22 protein-coding genes, 2 pseudogenes and 1 riboswitch are annotated in these 25,441 nt (G+C 72.4%); of the genes and pseudogenes, 12 read left to right on the top strand and 12 right to left on the bottom strand.

Going from position 1 to position 25,441, the window contains the following annotated elements; all coding sequences use genetic code 11:
* The first annotated feature begins 440 nt into the window (after window positions 1–440).
* The 3 genes from ACTWQC_RS01490 to ACTWQC_RS01480 all read left to right on the top strand — a co-directional run bounded on the left by ACTWQC_RS01490 (window position 441) and on the right by ACTWQC_RS01480 (window position 6,841).
* A complete protein-coding gene (locus ACTWQC_RS01490) occupies window positions 441–1,979 on the top strand; it encodes a S8 family serine peptidase (protein WP_443313604.1) in 1,539 nt (512 codons plus the stop codon).
* A gap of 59 nt (window positions 1,980–2,038) precedes the next feature.
* Window positions 2,039–3,598, top strand: coding sequence for a S8 family peptidase (locus ACTWQC_RS01485; protein WP_443313603.1), 1,560 nt, complete (start codon window positions 2,039–2,041; stop codon window positions 3,596–3,598).
* 72 nt (window positions 3,599–3,670) lie between these two features.
* Window positions 3,671–6,841: an NACHT domain-containing protein gene (locus tag ACTWQC_RS01480; RefSeq protein ID WP_443313602.1), complete on the top strand. Its 3,171-nt coding sequence runs from the start codon at window positions 3,671–3,673 to the stop codon at window positions 6,839–6,841.
* Window positions 6,842–6,918: 77 nt separating this feature from the next.
* Here the strand turns inward: ACTWQC_RS01480 and ACTWQC_RS01475 are convergent.
* Window positions 6,919–7,059, bottom strand: a pseudogene (locus ACTWQC_RS01475) (IMP dehydrogenase); the annotation flags it as partial.
* A 232-nt stretch (window positions 7,060–7,291) separates the two neighbouring features.
* Here ACTWQC_RS01475 and ACTWQC_RS01470 point away from each other — a divergent pair.
* The 4 genes from ACTWQC_RS01470 to ACTWQC_RS01455 all read left to right on the top strand — a co-directional run bounded on the left by ACTWQC_RS01470 (window position 7,292) and on the right by ACTWQC_RS01455 (window position 10,314).
* On the top strand, window positions 7,292–8,269 hold the full coding sequence (locus tag ACTWQC_RS01470; RefSeq protein WP_443313657.1) for a DEDDh family exonuclease: 978 nt from the start codon (window positions 7,292–7,294) through the stop codon (window positions 8,267–8,269).
* Window positions 8,270–8,333: 64 nt separating this feature from the next.
* On the top strand, window positions 8,334–8,567 hold the full coding sequence (locus ACTWQC_RS01465; RefSeq protein ID WP_443313601.1) for a hypothetical protein: 234 nt from the start codon (window positions 8,334–8,336) through the stop codon (window positions 8,565–8,567).
* 112 nt (window positions 8,568–8,679) lie between these two features.
* A complete protein-coding gene (locus ACTWQC_RS01460) occupies window positions 8,680–9,477 on the top strand; it encodes an SURF1 family cytochrome oxidase biogenesis protein (RefSeq protein ID WP_443313656.1) in 798 nt (265 codons plus the stop codon).
* Window positions 9,478–9,558: 81 nt separating this feature from the next.
* Window positions 9,559–10,314, top strand: a complete 756-nt coding sequence (locus tag ACTWQC_RS01455) for an SDR family oxidoreductase (RefSeq protein ID WP_443313600.1) — start codon at window positions 9,559–9,561, stop codon at window positions 10,312–10,314.
* A gap of 178 nt (window positions 10,315–10,492) precedes the next feature.
* Here the strand turns inward: ACTWQC_RS01455 and amaP are convergent, their stop codons facing one another.
* The 5 genes from amaP to ACTWQC_RS01430 are packed head-to-tail and all read right to left on the bottom strand — an operon-like array spanning window position 10,493 to window position 12,980.
* On the bottom strand, window positions 10,493–11,092 hold the full coding sequence (gene amaP / locus ACTWQC_RS01450; protein WP_443313599.1) for an alkaline shock response membrane anchor protein AmaP: 600 nt from the start codon (window positions 11,090–11,092) through the stop codon (window positions 10,493–10,495).
* An 8-nt stretch (window positions 11,093–11,100) separates the two neighbouring features.
* Window positions 11,101–11,805 carry a DUF6286 domain-containing protein gene (locus ACTWQC_RS01445; protein WP_443313598.1) on the bottom strand — a complete coding sequence of 235 codons (705 nt, stop codon included), beginning with the start codon at window positions 11,803–11,805 and terminating at the stop codon, window positions 11,101–11,103.
* A complete protein-coding gene (locus ACTWQC_RS01440) occupies window positions 11,802–12,233 on the bottom strand; it encodes a hypothetical protein (RefSeq protein WP_443313597.1) in 432 nt (143 codons plus the stop codon). Before ACTWQC_RS01440 ends, ACTWQC_RS01445 begins: the two co-directional genes overlap by 4 nt.
* Before the next feature lie 6 nt (window positions 12,234–12,239).
* A complete protein-coding gene (locus ACTWQC_RS01435; RefSeq protein WP_443313596.1) occupies window positions 12,240–12,431 on the bottom strand; it encodes a hypothetical protein in 192 nt (63 codons plus the stop codon).
* 60 nt (window positions 12,432–12,491) lie between these two features.
* On the bottom strand, window positions 12,492–12,980 hold the full coding sequence (locus tag ACTWQC_RS01430) for an Asp23/Gls24 family envelope stress response protein (protein ID WP_443313595.1): 489 nt from the start codon (window positions 12,978–12,980) through the stop codon (window positions 12,492–12,494).
* A 158-nt stretch (window positions 12,981–13,138) separates the two neighbouring features.
* On the opposite strand from ACTWQC_RS01430, the gene ACTWQC_RS01425 reads away from it, so the two are divergent.
* Entirely contained in the window at window positions 13,139–13,882 is a 744-nt protein-coding gene (locus ACTWQC_RS01425; RefSeq protein WP_443313594.1) for a nucleopolyhedrovirus P10 family protein, read from the top strand.
* A gap of 159 nt (window positions 13,883–14,041) precedes the next feature.
* Here ACTWQC_RS01425 and ACTWQC_RS01420 read toward each other — a convergent pair whose 3' ends face one another.
* The 3 genes from ACTWQC_RS01420 to ACTWQC_RS01410 form a co-directional block, all read right to left on the bottom strand.
* Entirely contained in the window at window positions 14,042–14,827 is a 786-nt protein-coding gene (locus tag ACTWQC_RS01420) for an enoyl-CoA hydratase/isomerase family protein (RefSeq protein WP_443313593.1), read from the bottom strand.
* Window positions 14,828–14,956: 129 nt separating this feature from the next.
* Entirely contained in the window at window positions 14,957–15,178 is a 222-nt protein-coding gene (locus ACTWQC_RS01415) for a helix-turn-helix domain-containing protein (RefSeq protein ID WP_055472015.1), read from the bottom strand.
* 367 nt (window positions 15,179–15,545) lie between these two features.
* Entirely contained in the window at window positions 15,546–17,144 is a 1,599-nt protein-coding gene (locus ACTWQC_RS01410; RefSeq protein ID WP_443313592.1) for an ABC-F family ATP-binding cassette domain-containing protein, read from the bottom strand.
* 270 nt (window positions 17,145–17,414) lie between these two features.
* On the opposite strand from ACTWQC_RS01410, the gene ACTWQC_RS01405 reads away from it, so the two are divergent.
* Window positions 17,415–17,843 (top strand): VOC family protein, encoded by a 429-nt coding sequence (locus ACTWQC_RS01405; RefSeq protein ID WP_443313591.1) that lies wholly within the window; start codon window positions 17,415–17,417, stop codon window positions 17,841–17,843.
* A 93-nt stretch (window positions 17,844–17,936) separates the two neighbouring features.
* Here ACTWQC_RS01405 and ACTWQC_RS01400 read toward each other — a convergent pair whose 3' ends face one another.
* The 3 genes from ACTWQC_RS01400 to ACTWQC_RS01390 form a co-directional block, all read right to left on the bottom strand.
* Window positions 17,937–19,409, bottom strand: a complete 1,473-nt coding sequence (locus ACTWQC_RS01400; RefSeq protein ID WP_443313590.1) for a hypothetical protein — start codon at window positions 19,407–19,409, stop codon at window positions 17,937–17,939.
* 456 nt (window positions 19,410–19,865) lie between these two features.
* The gene (locus ACTWQC_RS01395) at window positions 19,866–20,993 is read right to left on the bottom strand and encodes an alpha/beta hydrolase (RefSeq protein WP_443313589.1); all 1,128 of its coding nucleotides are present in this window, start codon (window positions 20,991–20,993) and stop codon (window positions 19,866–19,868) included.
* 157 nt (window positions 20,994–21,150) lie between these two features.
* Window positions 21,151–21,852, bottom strand: a complete 702-nt coding sequence (locus ACTWQC_RS01390; protein WP_443313588.1) for a class II aldolase/adducin family protein — start codon at window positions 21,850–21,852, stop codon at window positions 21,151–21,153.
* 203 nt (window positions 21,853–22,055) lie between these two features.
* Here ACTWQC_RS01390 and ACTWQC_RS01385 point away from each other — a divergent pair, with 203 nt between their 5' ends.
* The 3 genes and pseudogenes from ACTWQC_RS01385 to ACTWQC_RS01375 all read left to right on the top strand — a co-directional run.
* Window positions 22,056–23,324 (top strand): inorganic phosphate transporter, encoded by a 1,269-nt coding sequence (locus tag ACTWQC_RS01385; RefSeq protein ID WP_443313587.1) that lies wholly within the window; start codon window positions 22,056–22,058, stop codon window positions 23,322–23,324.
* 50 nt (window positions 23,325–23,374) lie between these two features.
* Window positions 23,375–23,614 carry a hypothetical protein gene (locus tag ACTWQC_RS01380; RefSeq protein ID WP_443313586.1) on the top strand — a complete coding sequence of 80 codons (240 nt, stop codon included), beginning with the start codon at window positions 23,375–23,377 and terminating at the stop codon, window positions 23,612–23,614.
* Window positions 23,615–23,903: 289 nt separating this feature from the next.
* A riboswitch (cobalamin riboswitch) is annotated at window positions 23,904–24,034 on the top strand.
* A 214-nt stretch (window positions 24,035–24,248) separates the two neighbouring features.
* Window positions 24,249–25,172: pseudogene (locus ACTWQC_RS01375) on the top strand (cobalamin biosynthesis protein); the annotation flags it as partial.
* Window positions 25,173–25,441 lie beyond the last annotated feature (269 nt).

The raw sequence follows: 25,441 nt of genomic DNA, 5'->3' as shown, positions 1-25,441 counted from the left end.
GATCGTGACCGACACCCGCCGCTTTCCGGTTCGTTGACCCCGGTGTGAGCGATCCGTCGAACCTCCCGTCCCCCGCGCCCGCCCGCCGGCCTTATGGCATGGTGCGGCTGCCCGGTCCGGTCGCGGTTACACGGACCGAGCCGCGCATCGGGGCGGGCGAACTCGGCAGGTGGTACGGCCCCCGGGTCCCGCTGCCGCCGCTGAGCATCGAGGCGCTGCAGCGCCCGCGTGTCGATCCGTCAGGTCGCTGAAGCCGCAGCGGACTCGACGCGTCCGCATGGGTGACGTTTTCAGCCGGACGGGCCAGGGCCAAGCGGAATCCGGGCTTTTCACCGGAATCCATTGATCAGATCACCGCATCGGCGCTAGCTTCCGTCGTCATGTACCCGTCCATGCGCACACCCGTGCGTGGACGGTCTCACGGATGATGTGGAGAACCCATGGCTCCTCTCCGGTCCAGACGCAGGCGCGCGCTCGCCGTGCCGGTCGGGCTCGCGCTCACCGCCTCCCTCGGCTTCCTTCCCGGCTCCGCTACGGCCGCCGCCCCGCAGACCGCGGACGCGCCGGCCTCCGCCGCGGAAGCCGGGCCCGAGCTCTCGTACGTGGTGAACACCGAGACCGGCGCCGGCACGGTCGGCAAGGTGAAGAAGGCCATCGCCAAGGCCGGCGGCACGGTGGTCACCGCCCATGACCGGATCGGGGTGATCGTCGTCCACTCGGCGAACCCCGACTTCGCCAGGACCATGCGCACAGCCGAGGGCGTCCAGTCGGCGGGTGCCACCCGCACCGCGCCGCTCAAGGCGGCCGGCACCACCGAGGTCGGCAAGCCCGAGAAGGTGCGGGAGCCCCGCTCCGCCGCCGCCCTCGCGGCCGCCAGGGCCTCCGGCCAGGAGCCGCTCGAGTCCCTGCAGTGGGACATCGCGGCCATCAGGGCCGACAAGGCGGCTGAGGTGAACCCCGGCAGCCGGAAGGTGACGGTCGCGGTCATCGACACGGGCGTCGACGACACCCACCCCGACCTCGCGCCGAACTTCTCGGCCAAGCAGTCCGCCAACTGCGTCGGCGGCCTCGCGGACACCGGCAAAGGGGCCTGGCGGCCGTACACCGAGGACGACTACCACGGCACGCACGTGGCGGGCGAGATCGCGGCGGCCCGCAACAACGTGGGCGTCGCGGGCGTCGCGCCGGGCGTGAAGGTCTCCTCCATCAAGGTGAGCGAGGCGGAGACCAGCCTCTTCTATGCCGAGGCCGTCGTCTGTGCCTTCATGTTCGCGGCCGACCAGGGCATCGAGGTCACGAACAACAGCTATTACATCGACCCGTGGATGTTCAACTGCAAGGACGACCCCGACCAGGGAGCCATCGTCGAGGCGGTGAGCAGGGCGGCGAAGTTCGCCGGCCGTAAGGGCGCGATCCATGTCGCCTCCGCGGGCAACTCCAGCTTCGACCTGGCGGCCAAGTCGCTCACCGACACCTCGAGCCCCAACGACACGACACCCGTCGAGCGCACCGTCGACCCGTCGAAGTGCCTGGACATCCCGACCCAGCTGCCGGGCGTCGTGACGGTCTCCGCGACCGGCCCGAAGGCCCTCAAGTCGTACTACTCCAACTACGGCCTGAACCAGATCGACGTGGCAGGCCCGGGCGGGGACAAGTACCAGGTGCCCGAGGCCCCGGCCAAGGACGGCCGGATCCTGTCCACGATGCCCGGGGGCGACTACGCGTACCTGCAGGGCACCTCGATGGCCGGGCCGCACGTCGCGGGCGTCGCCGCGCTCATCAAGAGCAAGCGGCCGGACGCGAGCCCGCAGGAGATCCAGTGGCTGCTCAAGGCCCACGCGGACAACCCCGGGTGCCCGACGGAGCCGTACGACCCGGACGGTGACGGCAAGGTCAACGCCGAGTGCACGGGCACGCAGCACATCAACAGCTTCTACGGCTTCGGCATCGTCGACGCGCTCGACGCGGTCGAGAAGTGACGCGCCCCGCACCTCCCACCTCCATTGGCACGACCTCCCACGACCGAAGTGGAGAAACCATGACGCCGCGCCCCGCAGCACGCTCGCGCCGCGCAGCCGCGATACCCGTGAGCATGGCCCTGACCACCGCGCTCGCCTTCCTCCCCGCAGCCGCGTCCGCCGCGCCGCTGGAGGACTCGGCCACCGACCCGGGCACCACCGCCGCCGCGCCGGCCGCCACCGCGGACGGTGAGCAGCTCAGCTACGTCGTCAACGTCCGCCCCGGCTCCGGCACATCCCCGTCCCTGAAGAAGGCGATCGCCAGGGCCGGCGGAACGATCGTGCAGGCCTACGACCAGATCGGCGTGATCGTCGTCCACTCCGCCAACTCCGGCTTCGCCAAGGAGATCCGGAAGGTGCGGGGGGTCTCGTCCGCGGGCGCGACCCGTACGGCGCCGCTGCCCGCCCAGGGCACGACCGACACCGGCACGCCGAAGGTGCTGACCGCCGAGCAGGCCAGGGAAGCCGCCAAGCTGGCCGAGGCGGGCCAGGACCCGCTGCAGCCGCTCCAGTGGGACCTGCCCGCCATCAAGGCGGACAAGGCGCACGAGAAGTCACTGGGCAGCCAGAAGGTCACCGTCGCCGTCATCGACACGGGCGTGGACGACACCCACCCGGACATCGCGCCCAACTTCGACCGCGCCGCATCCGTCAACTGCGTGACGGGCAAGCCGGATACGGCCGACGGCGCCTGGCGCCCGGGAGCCCAGGAGAGTCCGCACGGCACACACGTGGCGGGCGAGATCGCGGCCGCGAAGAACGGCGTCGGCGTCACCGGCGTCGCCCCGGGCGTCAAGGTCTCCGGCATCAAGGTGTCGACCGAAGCCGGGTTCTTCTACACCGAGGCGGTCGTCTGCGGCTTCATCTGGGCCGCGGAGCACGGCGTGGACGTGACCAACAACAGCTATTACACCGACCCGTGGTACTTCAACTGCTCCGACGACCCGGACCAGAAGGCGCTGCTCGAGGCCATCACGCGGGCCACGCGGTACGCGGAGCGCAAGGGCGCGGTGAACGTCGCCGCGGCGGGCAACGAGAACTACGACCTGGCCGCCGACTCCATCACCGACCCGGTGAGCCCCAACGACACGACGCCGGTCGAGCGCGAGATCGATCCAAGCGAGTGCCTCGACATACCGACCCAGCTGCCGGGCGTCGTCACCGTCTCCGCAATCGGCGCCAAGGGGCTGAAGTCCTCGTTCTCCAACCACGGCCTGGGCGTTATCGACATCGCAGCCCCGGGCGGCGACAGCACCCGCTACCAGCCCCCGGCCCCGCCCGCGGTCAGCGGCCAGATCCTCGGCCCGCTGCCGGGCGGTACCTACGGCTACATGGCCGGGACCTCCATGGCGTCCCCGCACGTCGCGGGCGTCGCCGCGCTCATCAAGAGCACCCACCCGAAGGCCTCCCCGGCCGTGGTCAAGGGCCTCCTGAAACTCGAGGCCGACGACCGCGCCTGCCAGGACCCGTACGACATCGACGGCGACGGCAAGGCGGACGCGGTCTGTGAGGGCAGCGAGGGCGACAACGGCTTCTACGGGGCGGGGATCGCGGACGCCCTGGACGCGGTGGAGAAGTGACGTAGGCAGCGATGGGTGGGCGGTACCCTGCGCTTCTGGGGTGCCGCCCATCGCGCTGGGGGAGTTGTACGGGTGCAGGGTCTCGATGTCGTCATGACACGGCTGGCCACCACGGTCGTGAGCGCGCTGGCGAAATCGCTGCTGACGAAAAGGCCGGGGGCCGGGCTGGCGGAGAAGCCCGCGAGCCCGGGTGGGATCGGGCGCAGGCCCGCTCGCCTGAGTGAGAAGGAGACAGGTCGTCTCGTCGACTCCCTGGCCGGCCGCCTGGGCGAGGTGTGCGGGGAGGCGTGCTCGAAGGCTCCTGAGCACGAGCGGTCGGCGGCGGTCGCGGCCGTCGGCGACGTCTTCTCCGCGGCCGGTCCGCTGGATCAGGACCTGTTGCTGGAACTGGATCTGGAGCCACGGGAGTTACGGGACCACGTGCTGGCCCGTGCGAACGGCGTACGGTCCGGTGCCGCGCTCGGCGAAGCCGGGAATGCGCTCTTCGACCGCCTCCTGGACCTGTGCTGCCTTCACATCGTGGAGTACGCATCGTCACTGCCGACGTTCCCGGCCCGGAGCCAGGTGGAGTTGGTGCGCCGTACGGGCCGTACGGAGCAGGCTGTGGAGGAGGTGCGGCGGCGTCTTGGCCCCGGCCCGGCGGGCGAGGCGGCACGGTTCGAGTCGCGCTACGCCGATGTCGTGGTGGCCACGCACAGCAGGCTGCAGCTGTTCGGAGTGACGCTGAGCGGCGCCGGAGCCGAGTGGGCGCTCGACACGGCGTACATCAGCCTCGGCGTGAACAATGAGGCCCCCGAAACGGCGTTCCGCCGTGAATTCGCCGCCCCGACGGTCCGTATCGAACAGGCCCTCGCGGACTCCTCACGGCTGCTGCTCCGCGGCCCTGCGGGCTCGGGCAAGAGCACGCTCGTGCAGTGGCTCGCGACGAACGCCGCGCGGCGCAGCTTCGGGACGCAGCTCGCCGACTGGAATGCGTGCGTACCGTTCGTCCTGCGGCTGCGGGCCCTGGGCGGCCGGGATGCGCTGCCGCTCCCCCAGGACTTCCTGACGGCCATGGGCAACCCGCTCGCAGGAGCGGCCCCGGTGGGGTGGGCGGAGGATCTCCTCTCCTCGGGCCGCGCGCTCGTGCTCGTGGACGGCGTGGACGAGGTGCCGCAGCGGCTGCGGAAGCGTACGGAGGACTGGCTGCGCACGATGGTCGCGGCCTTCCCCGACGCACGGTACGTGGTGACCACGCGGCCGTCGGCGGTCCCGGAGGACTGGCTGGCGCAGTGCGGATTCCGCGCGCGCTCACTGCTGCCCATGACGCGCGAGGACGCACGCTCCTTCATCACCCACTGGCACGACGCGGCGCGGCAGGAGTGCGGGCCTGGCGGTGATCGGGAGGCGCTCGACACGTACGAGGAGTCCCTTCTCCAGGCCGTCGGCACCCGCCGCGAACTGGGCAGGCTGTCGACCAATCCGCTGATGTGCGCCCTGCTGTGCGCGCTCAACCGCGACCGCCGGATGCATCTGCCGCGCGCCCGCAAGGAGCTGTACGACGCGGCGCTGGACATGCTGCTCGTACGGCGTGACACGGAGCGGGAGATCGCGGGGGTCGAGGGCGTCGAGCTGACGAAGGACGAACAGACGCTGCTGCTCCAGCAGTTGGCGTACTGGCTGATCAGGAACGGCCAGGTCGAGGCCGAGTGCGGCGAGGCGATCGAAATGATCGACGAGTCGCTGGCCGCGATGCCGCAGGTACGGCAGCAGGGCAGCGCGGAACAGGTCTTCCGGCACCTGCTGATCCGCAGCGGCCTGCTGCGCGAGCCGGTCCCGGGCTCGGTGGGCTTCGTGCACCGGACGTTCCAGGACCACTTGGCGGCGAAGGCGGCGGTGGAGGCGCGTGACTTCGGCTTCCTGGTGGGCAGGGCCCACGACGACCAGTGGGAGGACGTCATCCGCATGGCGGTGGGCCACGCCCGCCCGGCGGAGCGGGTACGGCTGCTACGCGGAATCCTGAAGCGAGCGGACCGCGTGAAGTTGTCCCGAAACCGCCTGAACCTGCTGGCGGCGGCGTGCTTGGAACACGCGCCGCAGCTGGATCCGGAGGTCCGGGGGGAGGTGGAGGGACGGCTGGCTGAGCTGATCCCGCCGTGGAACGACGAGGAGGCGGAGGAGCTGGCGAAGGCGGGTGAGCTGGTCCTCGATCTGCTGCCCGGACCGGAGAATGTCGAGGACGAGTGGTCCGCACGGGCCGTTGTGCGAACGGCCGCGCTGATCGGTGGAACCGCCGCCATGGCGCTGATTGCCAGATTCTGCGGTGACGAGAGAGTACGAGTCGCTGTCACCCGGGCGTGGAGCCACTTCGACACCCACGCCTATATCGACGCTGTGCTGTCCCGTGCAGCACTGCGCGGTGTATTCCTCACGGTGGATTCGCAGGAACAGATGGAAGCCCTACCCAGGCTCCCCCAAGTCAATTGCGTAACCGCAAATGGTGACCTGCAACCGTTCGATCACCTCGGGAAATTCACCGAGTCTTTGCACATCATCAGGAACAGGACAATCAGCGACCTGTCTTTCGTCCAGCGGTTCCCGGCGCTGCGCGGTCTCTCGCTGACGCAATGTCCCGAAGTTGCCGACCTCGCCCCTTTGGAAGCCACGAGTATCGAGACTCTGCGTCTCCAAGGCTTGTACCCGTGGCTGAGCTTGGCTCCCCTGCGCCCGATCAGCAAACTGACCCGTCTCGACCTCGACTTCGAGGTTCCGATGAGCAGTCTGGAGTCTCTTCCGGTCGGCCCGCAGCTCACAGGCCTCGGGCTCTACAACATGGCCGTGCATGTACGGCTCCATGGCATGGAGCGCTGGCCGCATCTGAATTGGCTCACCCTCACGGGTGAAAGACAGGGCTCCCAACTGGCCCTGCTCGAGGGCATCAGCCAACTTGAACTGCTCCAGTTGCGCTTCCTAAGCGATCTCGACCTGGAAGACATCACCTCTCATCAGCGGCTCGGCACTCTATGGCTGGTGGGCTGTACGATCCCCCGTGGACTCGCGCCGCTGCAGGACCTTCCCCTGCTCGCGGACCTCTTGCTCTCCGCGTGCCAAGGGCCGGACACCGCCCCGCTCGATCTCGCGCCGCTGGCCGAAATGCCCAACCTAGTTATCTCCATCACCGGCGGGACCAAGGTCCTGAACGCCGACCTCATCCCGCCCGAGCGTCTGGTCACCCCAGGCCCCCCGCGCCGCGTCAGTTCCTGACCAGCACCTTCAGCGCCGTCCGCTCGTCCATCGCCTTGTAGCCGCCCGGGACGCCCTCCACGTCGACCGTCAGGCTGGAGCGCGGCGAGCAGGCGGTCGTCCGAGGCCGCCTCGGCGGGGAGCCCGACCAGCGTGCCGTCCGCGTACGGCACGCGCACCGCCTCGCCCTGGCCACCGTCGGAGCTCACCGAACCCCAGAAGCCGCCGTGCTCGCAGGACCATGACTCGGCCGAGTCTGGCCTGACGCGCCGTCATACCAGTTCCCCCGCACGGCGGGCAGCCCGTTAGAGGCTCTGTCAGAGGCGGGCCGTATTCTCATGGACCATGCTCGAAGACCGCACGGCAGCCGCACCGTCCATCGCGCAGCAGCAGTCCGCGCCCCCGGTGCCGCGGCCGATGCCGGTGCCGGTGCCGGTGCCGGTGCCTGAAAGCGCGCCTGTGCCCGTACGCATGCCCGTGCCCGTGCCGCAGCCCGTACCGGCGGACGCGTGGCCGGAGGCGTATCCGCGGGGGTACGCCGTCGTGGACGTCGAGACGACGGGGCTCGCGCGCGACGACCGGATCGTCTCGGCGGCGGTCTACCGGCTCGATGCGCAGGGCAATGTGGAGGACCACTGGTATTCGCCGGTCAACCCGCTGCGCGACCCGGGCCCGGTCTGGATCCACGGCCTGACGAGCGATGTGCTCGCCGGCGCACCGCTCTTCCCCGAGATCGCCGACGCCCTCGCCGAGCGCCTCGATGGACGCGTGCTCGTCGCGCACAACGCCGTCTTCGACTGGTCGATGATCGCCCGTGAGTACGCCCGCGCCGACCGCACGGCCCCCGTCCGGCAGCGGCTGTGCACCATCGCCCTCGCCAAGGAGCTCCGGCTCCCCCTCCCCAACCACAAGCTGGAGTCGCTGGCCGCGCACTACGGCGTCGTGCAGCGGCAGGCCCACCACGCGCTGGACGACGCGCGCGTGCTCGCCGAGGCGTTCCGGCCGAGCCTCCATCTCGCGGCGGGGGCGGGGGTGCGGCTGCCGCTGCTGGGCTGCCAGCCGCTCACCGAGTGGTCGGACGCCCCGCGAGCAAACGGCCACCAGCGCTCGTACCGCCCGGGCAGCTGGCGTCCGAACCGCCGGCGTCCCGCGTGCCCGTTCCCCAACCCGGGGCGGTACGAGCCGGGCAAGCGGCTCGTCCAGGGCATGCGGGTGGCGTTCTCCGGCGACACCTCGGTCGACCGCGAGCTGTTGGAGGACCGCGCCTTCGACGCGGGGCTGCACATCGCCACCAGCGTCTCCCGGCTCACCAGCCTGCTGGTGACCAACGACCCTGGCTCGGGCACCTCCAAGGCCGACAGAGCCCGCGCCTTCGGCACCCCTGTGGTCGACGAGGCGGCGTTCATGCAACTGCTCCAGGACGTGGCCCCGGCACCCTCGTCCGAGTGAACGGCGGACGACGCGCCCGCCGCCCGCTCCCCCTCCGGCGACCCGCACCCGCACCCTGTGGCGCATGGCACGATGTGAGGTTTGCGGAAACGACTACGGTCTGACCTTCGAGGTCCACGCGCAGGGCGCGGTGCACGTCTTCGACTGCTTCGCTTGCGCCATCCACCGGATGGCCCCGATCTGCGAGCACTGCAATGTGAAGATCATCGGCCAGGGCGTGGAGGCCGAGGGCCACTTTTACTGCTGCGCCCATTGCGCCCGCGAGGAGGGGAAGGTGGGAGTCGTCGACCACGTGTGAGCAGTCCCGGCCCTCCGGGCAGCCCCGGCCCTCCCGGCCCAGGTCCCGGACCCCGGCCGCAGGAGAACCCCCACCCGACATGCACCCCACGACCGAGTTGTACGGTCGTGGGGTGTACCGCTTCCTGTTGTCCCGGCAGTGGGTGATCCTCACCCTCGTTGCGCTTGCGCTCATCCCCGTGATGATCGAGCTGGGCTTCTGGCAGCTGCACCGCCACGAGCACCGCGTCGCCCGGAACGGGCAGGTCGCCCGGAGCCTCGACGCCCCGGCCGTCCCGGTCGGCAGGCTCACCTCCCCTGGCCACGAGGTGCCCGGCTCCGACACCTGGCGCACGGTCACCGCCACCGGCTCGTACGACACCGAACACGAGGTCGTGGTCCGCCAGCGGACCGCTGCCGACGAGCAGACCATCGGCTACTACCTCGTCACCCCGCTGATCATGAAGGACGGCCGGGCGGTCCTGGTCAACCGCGGCTGGATCCCGGCCGGCGGCGATCTCACGAAGTTCCCGAAGGTGCCGGCGGCGCCCCGCGGGCAGGTCACGGTCACCGGCCGTCTCATGCCCGACGAGACGGCTGCGAACAGCGGCATCAAGGACAAGCAGGGCCTGCCGCCGCGTCAGGTCATGATGATCAACAGCAGGGAGCGGGCCGGGGCGCTCCCGCAGCCGCTCCTCGGCGGCTACGTCCAGCTCACCAAGACCTCTCCGAAGGACCCGGCCGGCCGGCCGGAGACAGTGCCGGCGCCGGACCACAGCGGCATCGGCCCGCACATGGCGTACGCGATCCAGTGGTGGCTGTTCGCGGCCGGCGTCCCGGTCGGCTGGGTCGTCCTGGTCCGCCGCGAGCGCAAGGACCGCCTCGCCGCGCAGCGGAAGCCGGCGCAGGAAACGGCATCCGTCCCGGTCTGACCGACCCGGTCGGGCCCGGTGAACACGGCCCTGTGGACACGGCCCTCGCGCCGTCCCGGACCGATAGGACACCATGAGGGCATGGATCTTGAACTGAAGAACCGGGTGTACGTCGTCACCGGGGCCACGCGCGGGCTCGGCCTCGCCGCGGCGCGTGAACTCGTCGCCGATGGGGCGAAGGTGGTGCTCAGCGGCCGCGACGAGGAGGCCGCCACGGCTGCGGCTGCGGTCCTCGGACCGAACGCGGCCGGCCTTGCCGCGAACAACGCAGACCCGAGTGCGGCCGACCGCCTCATCGCGACGGCGCGCGCCCGCTTCGGCGGCTTCGACGGCATCCTGATCAGCGTCGGCGGGCCGCCGCCCGGGATGGGCGCTGACAACACGAACGAGCAGTGGCAGGCGGCCTTCGAGTCCGTCTTTCTCGGAGCGGTACGGCTCGCGCGGACGGCCGCGGCCGAGCTGCCGGAGGGCGGCGTGATCGGTTTCGTCCTCTCGGGGTCGGTCTACGAGCCGATCCCCGGGCTGACGATCTCCAACGCCCTGCGGCCGGGGCTCGCGGGCTTCGCCAAGTCCCTTTCTGTGGAGCTGGGGCCGCGGGGCATCCGGGTCATCGGGCTCGTTCCGGGGCGTATTGACACGGACCGCATACGCGAGCTGGACGCGCTCTCCGGCGATCCGGACGCGGCGCGGGCGCGCAGCTCGGCGGCGATTCCGCTGCGGCGCTATGGGAGGCCGGAGGAGTTCGGGAAGGCCGCGGCGTTCTTCCTGTCGCCGGCGGCGTCGTACGTCACGGGTGTGATGCTCCAGGTCGACGGCGGCGCCCGCCACGGCTTCTGACCACCTCCGGCGGTCATTCGCCCCACCGGCGCCCGCCGCCGCCCCGGGCCTCCGGCCGGGACTTGGATTCCACTCCCGCCCTTTCAGGGCGGGTGGGCGGGAGGGCCAAGCACGGTGCGCGGCACGCGGGCCCGGCGCGGGCAGCGGAACACGCGCGCCGCCGGGGCGGCGTCCGGGGCTAGAGGACGCGTTCTGCCGGGTGGCGGGCCGCGCGGAGGTGGAACTCCGCCGGGAGGTGGTCCAGGCCTGCCGACTCGCGCGCGTGGGTCAGGGCCTCCCCGGTCAGCCGGGCCAGTGCGTCGGCCGGCGCCGCATGCGGTTCCAGCAGGAGCGCCACGCGCGCCTCTGGCGCCGTACGACGGCGGCCCGTCAGCAGGACGTTCGCCCTGGAGACGCCGTCCAGCGACTCCGCCTCCGCGGCCATCACACCCTCCAGCGCACGCCCCCGCAGCAGCGCCCCCGCCCCGTCCCCGCTGTCCACGAGAACCTCACCGAGGCGGTGCCGCCGCAGCTGGGCGAGGAACCACCACAGCATCAGCACGAGCAGCACGGTCAGCACCGCGAAGACGGTCGGCCACCACCAGCCGTCGTCCCGGAAGCGGGTGCGGCCCTCTTCGCCCAGCACGACGTCGTCCGGCCCCCTGAAGGGCCACCAGCCCGGGAGATCGAACCCCCAGTGCCGCGACAGGTCGATCGAGCCGATCAGCACCGCGCCGCCCAGAGCGAAGAGCCCGAGCCCGGCCAGTGCGAGCAGTACGCGGTTGACGGTCCTGAGCATGGGTCAGGTCACCTCTTCGCCGGGCGTCGTGCGCGCACGGACAGGTCGAGCTGCCGGACCAGGCCCAGTTCCCCGATACCGGAGGCCATCGCATCGTCCAGGTCACGGCGCACCTCGTCGAGGTCGCGGAAGTGGGCCAGGGCGCGGGCCCTGACCCGGCGGCGGCTGACGTCGACCCGTACCGACTGCACGCCGGACACCTCCATCGCCCGGTCGCGCAGCACGAGCGCGGCCGCGGAACGGTGGAGTCCGGCCCGTACGTCATCGGCGCCCGCGACCCCCGAGGGCCGCCGCATGGTCAGCAGCCCGCGCAGTCCAGGGGCGAGCGCGAGCAGCAGCAGCCACAGCCCCAGCACCATCGCGACCGCGGCGCCGCCGATCATCCAGGGGTTGTCCAGCGGGCGCTCCGCCAGCTCGTCGGCGAGCCGGCGGCGCCACTCCATCGCGGTCCGGCCCGCCCGCACCGCGGCGACGTCGTAGAGGAGCAGCCCCACGCCGGCGGTCGCGAGGGCCGCGACGATCCCCGCCGGGACGCGCCGCTCGGACCAGAAGCGCCGCGGCTGGCCTTCGCCGCCTCCGCCGTCGTAGTCCGCGGCCGACGCGGACTGCTCGAGGTCGGACGACCCGCCGCCCGAGGCCGGTTCGCGCTCCACCGTGGGCATCCGCTGCGTACCGCCGTTGCCGCCCTTCGCGTCCGGATCGTGGTCGCTCATGTGACCCTCCCCTGCTCCGCCGCCCGCGACTGCTCGGAGTGCAGCCGTTCCACAGATACGGAGACTTCGGGCACATCCATGCCCGCCAAAGCGCGTACCCGCTCGGAGACCTCATGACGCACAGCGCCGCACCGCGCACCGATGTCACAGGGGTAGCCCAGCTCCACCGCCACCCGCACGCGCGCTTCGGCGAACGGGGGCCGGGCGCCGCCCTGACCTGGCGCCGGCCGTACGGACACCGTCGCCTGCGGCCAGCGGCCGGCGGGCACGTGGTGCGCCTCGGGCAGATCGCGCAGCGCCTCCCTGGCGGCCCGGGCAGCGATCTTCGCGACGACCCGGTCCGCGATACGCGTCGCCCCCCGCTCGCCTGCGGCCACGGGCTCCGGATCGGGCACCGGCGCCGCCACCGCGGCGGCATCCTCGGGCACCGGCGCTCACCGCCGCCGTTCGCCGCGCGCGCGGGGGCGGAAGAAGTCGCCGAGCTCCAGGTCGCCCTCCAGCAACCGCCCGACGACGAATCCGACGGCGCCCAGCGCCGCCACCAGCAGGAAGGCGCCGAACCCGCCGAAGTACCCGGCGAAGCCCAGCGCCATGCCGGCGATCAAGCCGACCACGGCCATGCTCATCGTGCGCTCCTTCTCTTGCGCCTGTGCCGCCCGGTCCAGTCCGGTCCCCTTCGGCTTCGGCTACTGGATGCGCGGTCCCTCTTCTTCCTCTTCCTCGTCCGGCAGCTTCACATCGCTCACCGCGATGTTGACTTCCACGACGTCGAGGCCGGCCATCCGCTCGACCGCGGAGATCACGTTCTCCCGTACGGCCCGTGTGACGTCGGCGATCGAGACGCCGTAGTCAACGACGATCTCCAGGTCCAGCGCCGTCTGCACCTCGCCGACCTCGGCCCTGACTCCGCGGGTGACGGCGGGCCTCCCGCCCGGCACCCGGTCCCGCACGGCTCCGAAGGTGCGGGAGATTCCGCTGCCCAGCGCGTGGACGCCGATGACGTCGCGGGCGGCGAGCGCGCCGATCTTCTCGACCACGCCGTCGGCGATGGTGGTACGGCCTCGGATCGCGGGATCTCCTCCGCCGCGCTTGGTGCCCAGGGTCTTCCTGGGAGCCTCGCCGACGGAGGGGGGTTCGGGCGTCTCGGGCCGGTTCCGCTGTGCGGTCTCGGACATGGCCGGTCGTCCCTTCGGAGGAGAGAAGCGGCATTCCGCTCCGTTGCCCACACTAAGTGTGAATGCCCCGTGCCGCTCCAGGGATGCGGCAGGCGTGGGACGGCACGCTGTGTGGAGCATCCTGGATCGTGGGGACAGCCGGGAAGGGGTGAGCACCGGTGGCAGAAGGATGGACGGACGCGGTACGGCAGCAACTCGGTCTGGGCCGACTGCTGCCGTTGGGCGGCCCCGCGGACGGCGCCTGGATCACGGAGCGCGCCGCGAGCGAGGTGCTGCGGCGGGCGGCGACCCGGCTGGACGACGTACGGCTCGGCCGGCTCCGGATCGGCCTCGCGGACCCGGCGAAGGCGGCCACGCCCGCGGTCCCGCGGCCCGCGAGCGCCCTGCCGCCGGGACCGCTCCGTATCGACGCGGACTTCGCGGCATGGACGCGGCTGCCGCTGCCGGAGTCGGCGGAGCGGCTGCGCGAGACGCTGCTCGGGGCCGCGGAGCACAGCCTCGGCCTGGAGACGACGGCAGTCGATCTGCGGGTCACCGACCTGCTGGAGGTATCGCACGCCGCGGAGGGCATGCGGGAACCGGAAGCGGCCGGGGAGGCGGAGGCGGACCGGAGCCGGGGCGCGGAGCCCGGCCCGTACGGCCACGTGGCCGACGCGGTGACCGCCGTCCCGGGCGTGACCCGGCTGGCGCCCGTGCTCGGCAGGCCCGCCCGGCCCGTGCGGATCCAGGACGAGGACGCTCCCGAACGGCGCCACGTCGAGGTGCAGTTGGCGGTCGCCGCCAGTCACCGCGCGCTGGAGGTCGCCCGCGCGGTACGGGCAGCCGTGACCGCGGCGGCGGCCGCCGACACGGCCGCGCCGGTGACGGTGGCCGTCGTCGTGACGGCGGTCGAGCAGCCGTGAATCCGGCCAGGCGCTCCTGACCGCGGGGCGGCCAGGAGTCGCTCGCGCGACGCCGGCAACCCGAGCCGGTCCGGACTGAGGCCGGCTCGGGCCGGACTTAGGTGGGAGCCCGAGCCGGGGCCCGGGGAGAGCGGCGGCAGCGCCCTCGTCAGTCGGCCGTCAGTCGGCGATACCCGCGAGATCGCGGAGTCGCCGCGCCTGCGCGGCCCGCTCGGCCGCTCGCTGCTCCTCGTACGTGCGGTCAGCGACACCGCGCAGCAGTGCCTTCGTCTCGATCACGGCGTCGCGCGGGGCGGCGAGCAGGGCCGCGGCCAAGTCCGCGACAGCGGCGTCGAGTTCCGAGGCGGGTACGACCAGGTTGGCGAGGCCGGTCCGCTCGGCCTCCGCGGCCTGGACGTACCGCCCGGTGACGCAGATCTCCAGCGCCCTGGCATAGCCGACGAGCCCGACGAGCGGGTGCGTGCCGGTGAGGTCCGGGACCAGTCCGAGGCTGGTCTCGCGCATGGCGAACTGCACGTCGTCGGCACAGACGCGCAGGTCACAGGCGAGCGCGAGCTGGAAGCCCGCGCCGATCGCATGCCCCTGAACCGCCGCGACGGAGATGAGGTCGTTCCGCCGCCACCAGGTGAACCCCTCCTGGTACTCGGCGATGGCCGCGTCCAGCTCCGCGTCGGAGCCGCGCGCGAGCTCGATGAACGAAGGCTCGCCGTCGAAGCCCTCCGGGGTGAAAGCCTGCCGGTCGAGCCCCGCGGAGAAGGACTTGCCCTCTCCGCGCAGCACGGCCACGCGTACGCTCCCCGGCAGCAGGCGCCCCGCCTCGGCCAAAGCGCGCCACAGTGCGGGAGACTGGGCGTTGCGCTTGTCGGGGTTGGCCAGGGTCACCGTGGCGACGGTTGCCGCGTCGTCGACGGTGAGCCGTACGCCGTCCTTGTCCAGCAGGGTCATGGGTGCCTCCGGATGGGCCGCAGTCATGCGGTCGACGAGTTCGCCGTCGACCTTACTGCACAGTAACCACCCGGGCGATCACCGGACCGACCGGGTGGTACTGCCCCACTCCTGCCGGGAGATGCCTCGTCAGGACGCAGGAGCCTTCTTTCCCCGTGTGGCTCCGCCGCGACCACGGAGGGTCACCCCGGACTCGCTCAGCATCCGGTGAACGAACCCATACGAGCGGCCGGTCTCCTCGGCCAGCGCCCGGATGCTCGCACCGGAGTCGTACTTCTTCTTCAGGTCAGCCGCGAGCTTTTCGCGCGCGGAGCCGGTCACCCGGCTGCCCTTCTTCAGAGTCTCGGCCACCCGTGCCTCCTCATGGGAAGTGCGCTCTGGACTCTCATGATCACCCCTTGAGGGCGTCCTGGCCACCCATTCGGCAAGGTCCGTGCGACAACCTTTGTCCCGCAGAGCCGCACGGACACATCCGGACGCTTCGATTCCGTACGGTCCCGGAATTCGTCACTGTGCGCATCCGGCGGCGAAGGTCCAGGTCAGCGGGGCGCCCGCGCTCGGAGACGGGCCGGAGACGAGTCGGCGGGTGCATACATCACGAAGTCGGGACCTCGCGGCTGCGGCACGCCGAGGTACGACCCCGGCTCACTCAGATGATGGATCACGCATCGGCCGAATGATCCAGAAGAAGTGGATCAGGTGACAGGAGAGAAGTGGATCAGGCGAGCGCGACGAGATCCGCGTAGTCGTCGCCCCACAGGTCCTCGACTCCGTCCGGCAGCAGAATGATGCGTTCCGGCTGGAGCGCGTCCACCGCGCCCTCGTCGTGCGTCACCAGCACGACCGCACCGCTGAAGGTGCGCAGCGCGCCGAGGATCTCCTCGCGGCTGGCCGGGTCGAGGTTGTTGGTGGGCTCGTCGAGGAGGAGCACGTTCGCGGAGGAGACCACGAGGGTCGCGAGCGCGAGCCGGGTCTTCTCACCGCCGGACAGCACGCCCGCGGGCTTGTCCACGTCGTCGCCGGAGAAGAGGAACGACCCCAGCGTCTTGCGGATGTCGACCAGGTCCATGTCTGGCGCGGCGGAGCGCATGTTCTCCAGGACCGTACGGTCCGGGTCGAGGGTCTCGTGCTCCTGGGCGTAGTAGCCGAGCTTGAGGCCGTGCCCGGGCGTCACCGCGCCGGTGTCGGGCTGCTCGACCCCGGCGAGCAGCCGCAGCAGCGTCGTCTTGCCCGCGCCGTTGAGGCCGAGGATGACGACCCGGGAGCCCTTGTCGATGGCCAGGTCGACGTCGGTGAAGATCTCCAGCGAGCCGTACGACTTGGACAGACCCGCGGCGGTGAGCGGGGTCTTGCCGCACGGCGCGGGGTCGGGGAAGCGCAGCTTGGCGACCTTGTCGGACTGCCGCGCCTCCTCGAGGCCCGAGAGGAGCTTCTCGGCGCGGCGGGCCATGTTCTGGGCGGCCACGGTCTTGGTGGCCTTCGCCCGCATCTTGTCGGCCTGGGCGTTGAGGGCCGCCGCCTTCTTCTCGGCGTTGGCGCGCTCGCGCTTGCGGCGCTTCTCATCGGCCTCGCGCTGGAGCTGGTACTGCCTCCAGCCCATGTTGTAGATGTCGATCTGCGACCGGTTGGCGTCCAGGTAGAAGACCTTGTTGACGACCGTCTCCACCAGCTGGATGTCGTGGGAGATCACGATGAAGCCGCCGCGGTAGGTCTTGAGGAAGTCCCGGAGCCAGAGGATCGAGTCGGCGTCGAGGTGGTTCGTCGGCTCGTCGAGCAGCAGGGTGTCGGAGTCCGAGAACAGGATCCTGGCCAGCTCGACGCGGCGCCTCTGGCCGCCGGAGAGGGTGTGCAGCGGCTGGCCGAGGACCCGGTCGGGGAGGTTGAGGCTGGCGGCGATGGTCGCGGCCTCGGCCTCCGCGGCGTACCCGCCCTTGGTCAGGAACTCGGTCTCCAGGCGCTCGTACTTCTTCATCGCGCGCTCGCGGGTGGCGCCCTGGCCGCTCGCCATCCGGTCCTCGTTCTCGCGCATCCTGCGCAGCACGGTATCCAGGCCGCGCGCGGAGAGGATGCGGTCCCGGGCGAGCACGTCGAGGTCGCCGGTGCGCGGGTCCTGCGGGAGGTATCCGACCTCGCCGGTACGGGTGACGGTGCCCGCGGCGGGGATGCCCTCACCGGCGAGGACCTTGGTGAGCGTGGTCTTGCCTGCGCCGTTGCGGCCGACGAGGCCGATGCGGTCGCCCTTGGCGATACGGACGGAGGCGGACTCGATGAGGATGCGGGCGCCTGCGCGCAGCTCGAGGCCGGTGGCGGTGATCACGGAAAGACTCCAGGGCAGCAGATGAGGGCGTCGGGACGGACGTGCGGGCGTACGGTCGGCGACGCCGCCTAATGCACAAGGAGAATTGCCATGACAGGGAGTCTAGCGGGGGCGTGCAACCGCATTTTCCCGGTGGCCGACGCGATCCCGCAGGCAGCGCGGCTCCCCGCCGCCGTGCGCAGCAGGACGAGGTGACGCACTTCACCCATACTCGTGGGTGGGCAGCGCGCATCCAGGAGCGGTTCCACAGGTTCCGGAGGAGTGAACGTCATGGCAGACACCGGTGCGGCCCGGCCGACGATCTACCCGACGCTGCTGTACGAGGACGCGCAGGCGGCGATCAAGCTGCTCACGGAAGCCTTCGGCTTCAAGGCGGACGCGGTCTACACGGGCGAGGACGACATCGTCGCCCACGCGGAGCTCAGTTACGGCAACGGCGTGGTCATGCTCGGGTCGAAGGGCAGAGCGGGCGTCTTCGCGGAGACCATGCGGAACGCCGGGCCCGCCGGCATCTACGTCGCCGTCGAGGACGTGGACGCGCACCATCGCAAGGCCGCCTCCCACGGCGTGGAGATCCTGATGCCGCCGACCGACCAGGACTACGGCTCGCGGGACTACATGGCGCGGGATGCCGAGGGCAACGTGTGGAGCTTCGGCACGTACGCCCCGGCCACCGCCCCGGCCGGCGGCGCGGGGTGACTGCGAGGGCTCTTGGGGCGTGACGGCCGGTGCTCCTGCCGCGTCTCCTGGGGCGTGACTGCCGGGCTCCTGCGGCGTGACTGCCCGGGCCCTTCAGGCCTCTCCCGTGTGCACCTGGAAGGCGGCCCGGCGCACGGCCTTGGCGAGCGCCGGGTCGGGGTGGGCGGCCGCCAGGGCGACGAGGACCTGCACGGTGCGCGGGTGGCCGACGGCCCGTACCTCGTCGAGCAGCGCCGGGACCGTGCCCTGCACCGCCGAGTCGAGATGGCGTACGAGCAGCGGGGCTTCGCCGTGGTCGGCGACGGCGGCCGCGGTGTCGACCCACAGCCACGTGGCCTCTTCACGGGTGAGCACCGCCAGCAGGTCCTCCGGGTCGCTGCCCTCCTGCTCGGCCATCCACATCAGGGCGTACGGGCGCAGGCGCGGCTCGTCGACGACCGACCGTACGGCGGGCTCGGCGGGCCCGCCGACCACGCGCAGCGCCTCGAAGGCGAGTCCGCGCAGCAGGGCGTCGTCGCCGCGGGCGGCGTCGAGGAGTTCGGAGACTGCGGCGGCGGCCGGGCGGGCGGCGAGCCAGGCCCGGTACTCGTCGCGGGCCGGGCCCGGGGTGAGGCGGGCGCAGCCGCGCAGCATGTCCTCCGCGGACCACTCGATGTTCCCCGCGGGGCTCTGCGCGGCCACGCAGATCTGCTCGAGCTTGACCCACACGGCCCAGTTGCCGAGCGGGGTGAGCGTGGCCTGGCCGTCCTCGACGGTCAGCGCGCCGACGGAGGCGAGAGCGTCGAGCGCCCAGTCGAGCAGGGTGCCGGGCCGAGGTCCGTCGGCGTGGGACAGCTCGGTCTCGGGGGTGCTTGTGTCGGGGGTGCGCGTGTATGGGGTGCTCGTGTCGGGGGCGACCGTGTCGGAGGCGACCGTGTCGGAGGCGCTGTTGTCCGGGTAGGGCACCTCGCAGCGCTCGGTGCGCAGTTCGGCGACGCGCTTCTCCAGCAGGTCCTGAAGGGCGGAGACCGAGACGGCGCCGTCCGAGAGCTGGAGGAGCGACAGGAGCTGGGGCGCGGCCTCGACGACTTCCGCGACGGGGGTGGGTGCGAAGGCCGAGGGGGCGGGGTGGGCGAGCGACCACGCGTCGAAGAGCGCGACCCAGCCGCGCAGCGCGGCGCTGTCGTCCCGGTCCCAGGCCTGCAGCCGCCAGCCGGGGCGGGCGGTTTCGCCGTACAGCTCGATGAGCCCGGCGAGCCGCGCCCGGTCCCAGTCGGCCAGTACCTGATGTGAAGTCAGGTTCAGTGCGGCCGCGGCGCTTTCTGCGGCGTCGCGGCTGAGCGCGCCGCTGCCGCCGGGCCGCAGGCGGGCGCCGCGGCCGCGCTCGGCGTCCGCCCAGCGGGCGATCCGCACGGCTCCGGCGAGCTCCGTCCGTGCCTGGCGGGCGAGTTCGGCCCGCGGCGGCGTGCCCTCGGGCGGCCTGGGCGCGGGCCGGGCGCGCCGGTTCGTCACGGCCCGGCGGGCGGCGGACATCGGTCGTCGGGGGACAAGGCGGAGCCGGGAGTCGCGCGGGGTACGGGACGTCACGGGAGCAGTCTTCCCGTTGACGGCCCGAAAGCCCAATCGGAATCCGCTCGCGCGGATTCCTCACGACCTCGGCCCCGGATGGACGGGGCTCCGCGCCGCGCAGGGGCTGACCGCCACGACGGCCGTCCTCCGCGCCTGCGTGCGCAACTTCCCGCCCGCCCACCCATAAAGGGCGGGTGGACCCGGCCCGGCACCCCCGGACGGCGGCATCCCTGGACGGCAGCGCCGTGCGGCGAGCCACGGTCGGGGCACCCGCGTGGACGCCCGCGTGGCGCAGCCCGCCCCGTGCCGCGCCTGCGGTGCGTGACTTCCCGCCCCTGAAGGGGCGGCGGGTGGGTGGTGGGAACTGCGGCCAGCCGACCGGGCCTAAAGGGTGGGTGGGATGCGGCCGTCCGACCCGGGTGGGTGGGACGTGCGGGCGTTCGCCCGTCCCTAAAGGGGCAGGTGGGGGCGGGGCTACATCAGGGGGGTGAGGAAGCGGCGGAGGGCTTCCTCGTAGGACTCGGGGTCGGCGTTCCACATCGACGCGTGGGGGGCGTGTTCGACGGGGAGCAGCGTGACCAGATCCGGACGGCGTTCCGCGAGGGCGCGCGAAGCGTCCCACGGAGCGATCGTGTCGTCCGGGCCGTGCATGATCAGCACCGGTACGGACAGCCGGTCGGGGTCGGCGGACGCCAAGAGGCGCCCGCTGCCCAGACCCGTACGCCCCTGGGCGGCCCGTACCGCCAGCGGCAGCAGCGGCCCCGGCGCGCCGTCCGCCGCGGCGAGAGCCCGTACGGCCGCCTGCCAGTCCAGGATGGGCGAGTCGAGGACGAGGCCCTTGATCCGGTTCCGCAGGGCGGACTCGGCCGCGGCGTGCAGCGCCATCGTGGCGCCCGTCGACCAGCCGTACAGCACGACCGTCTCGGCCCCGTACCGCACCGCGTAGCGGATCGCCGCGTCCAGGTCGCGCCACTCCGTGTCGCCGAGGTGGCCGATGCCGTCCGGGGAGCGGGGGGCTCCGAGGTCGCCGCGGTAGGCGAGGTCGAGGATCGGGAACCGGTGCCGGTGCAGGAAGGGCATGACGACCATGGGGTGTTCGCGGCTGGTGCCGAGGCCGTGCACGGTGATCACCCAGGTGTCGCGGGCGCCGGGTACGAACCACGCGGGCAGCGCGCCGAGTTCGCCGGGCACGTCCACGTCGGCGTGGTCGAGTCCCAGGGCGTCGCGCGGATTCCCGATGTAGACCTGCGGGGTGAGCCACATCCGGTCGCCAGGCTCCAGCGTGCCGTATGTGACCCGCTCGAGGCGGCGTACGACCGAGTCCGCGGGGTGCGGCGAGTTCCTCAGCACCGCCCCGACGATCGCGTGCCGGTCGCCGCCGGTCAGCCCGTACGTGCCGGGCCGCAGCGACGCCAGGCTGCGGGTGAGCGTGATCTGGTCGGCGGCCGAGCCGTGGACGGTGAGCTGCGGGTCGGTGGGCAGCGGCCGGACGCGCGAGGGTTTCAGGGCAGCGTCACAGGCGTACCGCCCGGCCGCCACGGCGGCCGCGCCGGCACCGAGGAGGGTGGCGGCCGCCACGGCCGCCGCTGTACGCAGGCGCATCCGTACCAGTGTGGTCGGGTGCCAAGCGAGCGGCCAGCGGGCGGACACCGTACGCGTACGCGGGTCCGGGACGCCTACGCGGGTCCCGGACGCCTACGCGGGTCCCGGACACCTTCGCGGGTCCCGGACAGCTTCGCGGGTCCGGGACGCGGCGGGGTCAGCTCCGCTCGCCGTCGCGCCGGCGGTTGCCCTCGCCGTCGCCCTGGCCGTAGCCGCGGAGCTTCTCCGCCACCTCCGCGAGCTGGTCCGGGGACAGCAGGCTGGGTTCACGCCCGGGTACGGCGCGCGCGGCGAGCCAGAGCCTGCACATCCACTCCAGCTGCGCAGTGCGGTCGTACGCCTCGTCGAGGCTGTCGCCGTGGACGACGGTGCCGTGGTTCTGCAGCAGACATCCGCTGCGGTCGCGGAGCGCGCGGAGCATGTTCTCGGCCAATTCGTCGCTCCCGTAGAGCGCGTATCGGGCGACGCGCACCGGTCCGCCGAGCGCCGCCGTCATGTAGTGGATGGGCGGAAGCTCGGGGACCAGGGTGGAGACGGCCGTGGCGTGGACGGCATGGGTGTGGACGACGGCCGCGGCGCCGGTGTTGCGGTAGACGGCGAGGTGCATGGGCAGCTCGCTGGTGGGCTTGAGTTCACCGAGGACCTGGCGGCCAGAGAGGTCGACGCCGACGGGGTCGTCCGGAGCCAGCCGGTCGTACGGCACGCCGGTCGGGGTCACGAGAACGGTGTCCCCGACGCGGGCGGACACGTTCCCCGAGGTGCCCACGACCAGGCCGTCGGCCACCGTGCGGCGGGCCGTGGCGACAACGTCGGCCCAGGCCTCCACCAGGGGTGCCGAGGGGCTGTGCAGCGACTCCAAAGTTCACCTCAAAGACAGTGATCTGTTTCACAGAATTCAGCGGTGGCGGCACCACCAGTCGGTTTGTGCCGCTCTGCGCCCGGCCGAGATCCAACCTCCATGGATACGACAGCACCCCAACGCCCCATCCAGTTCACCTTCCGTTCACTCGACATCCCTACGGTCACGGCAGCCACTGACCATCAAACTGATTGCCTGGGTGAATGGAACACATCACGCTTCTCATCGGGATCGTGATCATCACGGCCTTGGTGTTCGACTTTACGAACGGCTTCCACGACACCGCCAACGCCATGGCCACCACCATCTCCACCGGGGCTCTCAGGCCCAAGACCGCGGTGGCGATGTCGGCGGTCCTCAACCTCGTCGGCGCGTTCCTCTCGGTCGAGGTGGCGGCGACCATCTCCAAAGGCATCGTCGATGAATCCGGCATCCAGCCCGAAGTGATCTTCGCGGGTCTGGTGGGTGCCATCGTCTGGAATCTGCTGACCTGGCTGGCCGGTCTCCCCTCCAGCTCCTCGCACGCCCTCTTCGGCGGCCTGATCGGCGCGACCGTCGCCTCGGCGGGCCTCGGCGCCGTCCACGGCGACGAGGTCGTCATGAAGGTCCTGATCCCGGCCGTCGCCGCGCCGGTCGTCGCGGGCATCGCCACCCTGCTGGCGACCCGGCTGTCCTACCGCGCCGCCCGGAACGCCGACCCGGAGGCCACCGCCAAGGGCTACCGCGCCGGGCAGATCGCCTCGGCCGCGCTGGTCTCCCTGGCCCACGGCACCAACGACGCGCAGAAGACCATGGGTGTGATGACGCTGGCGCTGATCACCGGTGGCGCGCTCGCCCCGGACGCCGCCCCGCCGCTGTGGGTCATCGCCTCGGCCGGTCTCGCCATCGCGCTCGGCACCTACCTGGGCGGCTGGCGGATCATCCGCACCATGGGCAAGGGCCTCACCGACATCCAGCCGCCGCAGGGCTTCGCCGCCCAGACCGGCGCCGCGGTCACCATCCTGGCCTCCTCCCACCTGGGCTTCGCCCTCTCCACCACCCAGGTCTGCTCCGGCGCCGTGATGGGCTCCGGGCTCGGCCGCAAGGGCGGCGTGGTGCGGTGGTCCACGGCGGGCCGGATGTTCGCGGCCTGGGGGCTGACCCTGCCGGCCGCGGGTGTGGTCGGCGGCGCCGCTGCGCTGCTGGCGAAGCAGGGCACCGCGGGTGTCGCCGGTGTCGCCGTGCTCGCGCTTGCGGCCTGTGCCGCTATCTGGATCGCCTCGCGCCGCAGGCCGGTCGACCACACGAACGTCAACGACGTCGACGGCGTCGAGGGCGCAGAGCCGGAGGGCGTCGTCACGGCCGCCATCAAGTCCGTCTCCCCGCCGCCGGTGGGCACCGCCGCCACCGGAGCCCAGGAGACGGCCGGCGCGCCGCCCCAGTCGCAGTCCAAGTCCAAGTCCCAGTCCGCCACCGCCAAGGTCACGGCCTAGGCGCCGGGATCAATCGAGATCGGTCGAGAGAGCAAGAAGGAAGCATCCGCATGGACATCGACTGGGCAGCACTCGGCCAGGTCTTCGGCGTCAGCCTCCTGGTCACCGTCGGGATGGTCGGCCTGTTCACGCTCGGCATCGTCGGCAGCTCCAGGAAGGCGCAGCCGCAGCCGGACGGCACGGTCGCCGCGACCGGTGCACCGCCGGTCCTCGCGCGCGGGGGCGCGTACGCCTGCTACGCGCTGTGCGCTGCGGCCGTCGCGTACGGGATTTACCTGATCGTCGCCTGACGGAGCCCCGCGCCGCTCGCCATGCGCCCCTGCGCGGGCACCGCTCGTCATGCGCCCCACGCGCGCGGGGGCACGTGGGGCGACGGCAGCGGGCTCCGCTTCCGTCTCCGCGCAGGGACAACGATGGCCCCACCCGCCCCTGTTGGCGGCAGCCCTTCGTGCCCGCGGCCGGGGAACGATCGCAGTCGTTCCCCGGCCGCGGGCGTGTGAGGTCCTGCCGCAGGTCAAGGGGCAAGTTGACGGGCGTTCGCAGGCCGTGGTGGACTGCCGGAGCCAAACGGCGGCAGGAGAGGAAGCCGGTGCGAATCCGGCGCGGTCCCGCCACTGTCACCGGGGAGCGCTCCCCCACCCCAGAAGTCACGGCCCTTAGCGACGGGTTGGAAGGCCGGGGGAAGCGCCGATCCGGGAGCCAGGAGACTCTCACCGCCGGTCACGTCGAGCCAGGGCGCGGACCCTGAGTGAGGACATATCGTCATGCCCGGCTGCCGCCGTACGCGCCGTTCGCGTCATACCCGCCGTTCCTCAAGAACCGTCGTCGCGCTCTCCCGCCGCCCGTGTTCCCCACGGCCGTGTTCCCTACGCGCGCGTGCCCCCCGCGCGCGTTCCCTCCGAGGCACGACGGCGTCCTGATCCGATGCGTGCCGAACACGCCTCTTTCGTGTACGGCGCCGCGCTGGGCTTCGCCTGCGACCTCGTCGCCGGCGATCCGCGGCGCGGTCACCCCGTTGCCGCCTTCGGGCGGGCCGCGGCCGCCGTCGAGCGGCGCTTGTGGCGCGACCACCGCGCGTACGGCGCCCTGCACGCCGCTGTGTGCGCGGGCGGCGCCGTGGCCGCGGCAGCAGCGCTGTCGCGCGCCGTACGCCGCTCCCCCGCGGCAGCCGTGGCGCTGACCGCCGTCGCCACCTGGTCGGTGCTGGGCGGCACGTCGCTCGGCCGCGAGGCGCGGGCCGTGGGCGGCGCGCTGGCGGCAGGCGACATCGAAGTGGCCCGCGACCGCCTCCCGCACCTGTGCGGCCGGGACCCGCAGGCCCTGGACGAGCGGCAGATCGCGCGCGCCGTCGTGGAGTCCGTCGCCGAGAACACCTCGGACGCGGTCGTGGGCGCCCTGGTCTGGGGCGCGGCGGCGGGCGTGCCGGGGCTGGTGGGGTTCCGGGCGGTCAACACCCTTGACGCGATGGTCGGTCACAAGTCGCCGCGCCATCGGCGCTACGGCTGGGCCTCGGCCCGCCTCGACGACCTCGTGGGCTTCCCGGGCTCCCGGCTCACCGCCGCGCTGGCCGTACTGGCGGGTCCCGACCCGCGCGGCGCGTGGCGCGTCCTGCGCCGCGATGCGCGCAAGCACCCCAGCCCCAATGCCGGTCCTGTGGAAGCCGCGTTCGCGGGCGCGCTGGGCGTACGGCTCGGGGGCACCCTCGCGTACGGCGGCCGGGTCGAGCACCGTCCTGTGCTGGGGGAAGGCAACCGCCCGGTGGCGGTGGAGGACATCGAGCGTGCGGTACGGCTTTCGCGGCGCGTGAGCGCGCTCGCGCTGGCGGCGTGCGTGGGCGCACGGCTGGCGTGGGCTGGCGCCGCACCACCGGCGCCGGGCGCGCTCCGGACCGCGCTGCGCGCCACGTCCGCCGACGCAGCGCGCATCCGCGCGAGAGACCGGCGCGCCGCGAACACCGGCCTTGCGGCACGGTTTTCCCACCCGGACGCCCCTTTCAGGGCGGGCGGGTGGGAAATCCCGGACGCGGAACGCCCGGGGACGGAGGGTCCGGGGCTGAGGGGTCCAGGGCCGCAGCGGCCGCGCGCGGAGGGGCCGGCACCGGCGCGGTCGGAGGCGGG

The organism is Streptomyces sp. 8N616 (genome assembly GCF_052246385.1).
Classification (GTDB): Bacteria; Actinomycetota; Actinomycetes; order Streptomycetales; family Streptomycetaceae; genus Streptomyces.
The sequence above is the reverse complement of the archived record's forward strand: the minus strand, read 5'-3'. Positions and strand labels throughout refer to the sequence as shown.